Origin of the sequence: Prescottella defluvii (genome assembly GCF_000738775.1) — a bacterium.
GTDB lineage: Bacteria > Actinomycetota > Actinomycetes > Mycobacteriales > Mycobacteriaceae > Prescottella > Prescottella defluvii.
This window is the reverse complement of the sequence record NZ_JPOC01000050.1, coordinates 1-3,386: the sequence shown is the minus strand read 5'-3', so window position 1 is coordinate 3,386 and position 3,386 is coordinate 1. Positions and strand designations below refer to the sequence as shown.

6 protein-coding genes and 1 pseudogene are annotated in these 3,386 nt (G+C 66.3%); 1 reads left to right on the top strand and 6 read right to left on the bottom strand.

Translation table 11 applies throughout. The annotated features are described in order from the left end of the window. Positions 1–21: 21 nt before the first annotated feature. Positions 22–381, bottom strand: a complete 360-nt coding sequence (locus IJ15_RS0117745) for an Rv2640c family ArsR-like transcriptional regulator (RefSeq protein WP_031939689.1) — start codon at positions 379–381, stop codon at positions 22–24. A gap of 95 nt (positions 382–476) precedes the next feature. Here IJ15_RS0117745 and IJ15_RS0117740 point away from each other — a divergent pair, with 95 nt between their 5' ends. Beyond that, positions 477–977 (top strand): ArsI/CadI family heavy metal resistance metalloenzyme, encoded by a 501-nt coding sequence (locus tag IJ15_RS0117740; protein WP_031939688.1) that lies wholly within the window; start codon positions 477–479, stop codon positions 975–977. 54 nt (positions 978–1,031) lie between these two features. Here the strand turns inward: IJ15_RS0117740 and IJ15_RS26740 are convergent. The 5 genes and pseudogenes from IJ15_RS26740 to IJ15_RS26735 all read right to left on the bottom strand — a co-directional run. Next, positions 1,032–1,238 (bottom strand): annotated as a pseudogene (locus tag IJ15_RS26740) (low molecular weight phosphatase family protein); the annotation flags it as partial. Between the two features lie 3 nt (positions 1,239–1,241). Next, on the bottom strand, positions 1,242–1,658 hold the full coding sequence (locus tag IJ15_RS0117735) for an arsenate reductase ArsC (protein WP_031939687.1): 417 nt from the start codon (positions 1,656–1,658) through the stop codon (positions 1,242–1,244). Between the two features lie 37 nt (positions 1,659–1,695). Continuing rightward, positions 1,696–2,781, bottom strand: a complete 1,086-nt coding sequence (gene arsB, locus IJ15_RS0117730; RefSeq protein WP_031939686.1) for an ACR3 family arsenite efflux transporter — start codon at positions 2,779–2,781, stop codon at positions 1,696–1,698. Then, complete coding sequence (locus tag IJ15_RS0117725) at positions 2,778–3,179, bottom strand: ArsR/SmtB family transcription factor (RefSeq protein WP_031939685.1); 402 nt, start codon at positions 3,177–3,179, stop codon at positions 2,778–2,780. The genes arsB and IJ15_RS0117725 overlap by 4 nt, the downstream gene beginning before the upstream one ends. Continuing rightward, positions 3,116–3,386: hypothetical protein (locus IJ15_RS26735; protein ID WP_231569577.1), on the bottom strand; the 271-nt coding region annotated here is incomplete at its 5' end. The genes IJ15_RS26735 and IJ15_RS0117725, both read right to left, overlap by 64 nt.

The window sequence follows — 3,386 nt, the reverse complement described above, 5'->3', positions numbered from 1 at the left end:
CAACCTCCCTGGACATCACAACTAGGTGCAGCAGTTCGGATCCAGGACGAGCCGCAGGGCATCGAGGGAGTCGCTGCGGGCTCGGTAGTAGACGTTCATGCCGCGGCGCTGGGATTCGACCATGCCGGCCTTGCGAAGTTGACCGAGGTGGTGACTGACGGTCGACTCCGCGAGGTCGACTCCGGTGGCGAGATCGCAGGTACAGACCTCACCCACGTCGGTGGTGAGCAGGATCGACATGAGCTTGATCCGGACCGGGTCGGCGAGCGCCTTGAGGCGCAGCGCGATCTCGAGTGCTGCGTCGTCGCTCATCGGCCCGGCGGATATCGGCGCGCAGCAGATGGGCGCGCTGACGTCGATGACCGGCAAGGCTTTCGGCATGGCAACAATCCTACCCAACCTTCTTGACATATGCCGAAAAGGTGGAGCACCCTGTAGGTGAAGAACTTCGACATATATCGAATAGATGGTCTGTCATGTCACGCGCTCAACTGGCACTCAACGTCGATGACCTGCAGGAAGCGGTCACGTTCTACTCGAAGCTGTTCGGCACCGAGCCGGCCAAAGTGAAGCCGGGATACGCGAACTTCGCGATCGCCGAGCCGCCGCTCAAGCTCGTCTTGCTCGAGAACCCCGGTAAGGGCGGCACGATCAATCATCTCGGAGTGGAGGTCGAATCGTCGGAGAAGGTGCACGCGGAGATCGCGCGCCTGACCGACGAGGGCCTGTTCACCGACGAGGAGATCGGCACCACCTGTTGCTTCGCCACCCAGGACAAGGTGTGGGTGACCGGGCCGGCCGGCGAGAAGTGGGAGGTCTACACCGTCCTCGCCGACTCCGACACCTTCGGCTCGAGCCCCCAGCACCTCGCCGGCCCGCAGGGATCCGAGGGCGGCGTGTGCTGCGGCACCGTAGCCACCGAGGCCGAGAAGACGGACGAGAATGAAGCGGCCGCCGCCGGCAACTCCTGCTGCTGAACACCGCAGTCCCCGTGTCGGCCGCCCTGTGCCAGGGTGGCCGACACAGGTGTGTCAGGGGTGCAGGCGGTCAGCGAGGTCAGTGACGCGGGCGGCGATGTCGTCGCGGGCCAGCCGCATCCGTTCCATGCCGTCGATGCCTCGCTCGGGCGGCTCGTCGGTGTCCCAGTTCTCGAACGCGGAGCCCGGTACCGGGGCGAGGGATGCTTCGCGGCCGAGGGTGACGACCAGGTCGACGTTCGGAATCAGCTGGGGTGGGATGGGCTACGCGGTCAACTCGGCGACCAAGGCCTCGACCTTCGCCCTGATCTCGTCGCGGATCGGCCGGACCGCGTCGACACCCTGACCGGCCGGATCCTCTAGAACCCAGTCGCGGTAGGACTTTCCGGGGAAGACCGGGCAGGTGTCACCGCACCCCATCGTGATCACCACGTCGGACGCCTGCACGGCGTCGACGGTGAGGATCTTCGGGGACTGGGTGGAGATGTCGATACCGACCTCGGCCATCGCCTCCACCGCGGCGGGATTGACCTGCGCGGCCGGGGCACTGCCCGCGGAGCGGACCTCGATCCGGTCACCGGCCAGCGCGGTGAGGAATCCGGCGGCCATCTGGGAGCGGCCGGCATTGTGGACGCAGACGAACAGGACCGACGGAGTGGAGTTCGGGGATGCGGTGGTCATCGAGAACCTTTCGGAAGCAGTGGAAGTCGGTCGCGGATCACGAGGAAAGCTGCGTGGGCGCTGGGGTGCGGGTGAACCGCTTACGCAGCGCGAGTGAGACGTAGACCAGTCCCACCAGGATCGGGACCTCGATCAGCGGGCCGACCACCCCGGCGAGGGCCTGCCCGGAGGTGACGCCGTACGTGGCGATCGCGACCGCGATGGCGAGTTCGAAGTTGTTGCCCGCGGCGGTGAACGCGAGGGTGGTGGTGCGCTCGTAGCCCAGTCCCATTGCGGCGCCGAGGGCGTAGCCGCCGCCCCACATGATCGCGAAGTACGCGAGCAGCGGGATCGCGATCCGCACGACATCGAGTGGCTGCGAGGTGATCTGTTCGCCCTGCAGCGCGAAGAGGATCACGATGGTGAACAGCAGGCCGTAGAGCGCCCACGGGCCGATCTTCGGCAGGAACCGCTCCTCGTACCAGGCGCGACCCTTGGCCTTCTCCCCGAAGTACCGAGTCAGGAACCCGGCGAGCAGCGGGATGCCTAGGAAGATCAGCACCGACTTCGCGATCTGCCACGGCGAAGCCTCGATGGTGGTCTGCTCGAGGCCCAGCCAGCCGGGCAGCACCGAGAGGTAGAACCAGCCGAGCACGGCGAACATGATCACCTGGAACACGGAGTTGATCGCGACCAGCACCGCCGCGGCCTCGCGGTCACCGCAGGCGAGGTCGTTCCAGATGATGACCATCGCGATGCAGCGCGCGAGGCCGACGATGATCAGTCCGGTCCGGTATTCGGGCAGGTCGGGCAGGAAGATCCAGGCGAGGGCGAACATCAGCGCCGGGCCGAGGACCCAGTTCAGCAGCAGGGAGCCCAGCAGGAGCTTGCGGTCGCCGGTGACGGTGTCGAGGCGGTCGTAGCGGACCTTCGCCAGCACCGGGTACATCATGATCAGCAACCCGAGCGCGATCGGCAGGGAGATGCCGTCGAGCTCGACGGCACCGAGGGCGTCGCCGAGACCGGGGATCATCCGGCCCAGCAGCAGACCGACGACCATCGCGACGCCGATCCACACCGCAAGGAACCGGTCCAGGGTCGAGAGCTTGCCGACAACAACGGGATGGGTGGTCGTCTCAGTCATCGAGCCGCCTCCACGACTGGGGCTTCCGACACGCAGGCGGAGCCTTCGACGACGCCGGATTCGGACGACAGCACCGCCGACAACTGCGCCAGCGCGGACGGGATCACCCGGTAGTACACCCAGGTACCGCGACGCTCGCAGTCGAGCAGACCGGCCTCGCGCAGCACCTTGAGGTGATGCGAGATGGTCGGTTGGGACAGCTCGAACGCCGGAGAGATGTCACAGACACAGCTCTCGCCGTTCTCATGGCTGGCGATCAGGCTCAGCATCCGCAGACGCACCGGATCCCCGAGCGCCTTGAACATCCGGGCCAGGTCAGAGGCCCAATCCGAGGTCAACGGCTCCCGCGTGATGGGCGAGCAGCAGGCCTCGACCCCACTCGACGATTGATTCGACATACGTCAATATTGACAGGAATCGAATCAACCCTCAAACCGCCCGGCATGGCCTTGACACCGCTACCGAACCGGGCCGCGAACGTATCCTCGCTGTCGTCGAGCACCTCCCGGGCAGCCTCCACGACGGATTCGAGATATGGCTCCACATCGATGTCCGGCACCACCCCGGCATCCCCGGCCCCAGCACCGAGGACAGCTTCGCGCCGC

Coding starts and splice junctions, on each gene's coding strand:
- IJ15_RS0117745 (WP_031939689.1), bottom strand. CDS start 381: ATGCCGAAAGCCTTGCCGGTCATCGACGTCAGCGCGCCCATCTGCTGC.
- IJ15_RS0117740 (WP_031939688.1), top strand. CDS start 477: ATGTCACGCGCTCAACTGGCACTCAACGTCGATGACCTGCAGGAAGCG.
- arsB (WP_031939686.1), bottom strand. CDS start 2,781: ATGACTGAGACGACCACCCATCCCGTTGTTGTCGGCAAGCTCTCGACC.
- IJ15_RS0117735 (WP_031939687.1), bottom strand. CDS start 1,658: ATGACCACCGCATCCCCGAACTCCACTCCGTCGGTCCTGTTCGTCTGC.
- IJ15_RS0117725 (WP_031939685.1), bottom strand. CDS start 3,179: ATGTCGAATCAATCGTCGAGTGGGGTCGAGGCCTGCTGCTCGCCCATC.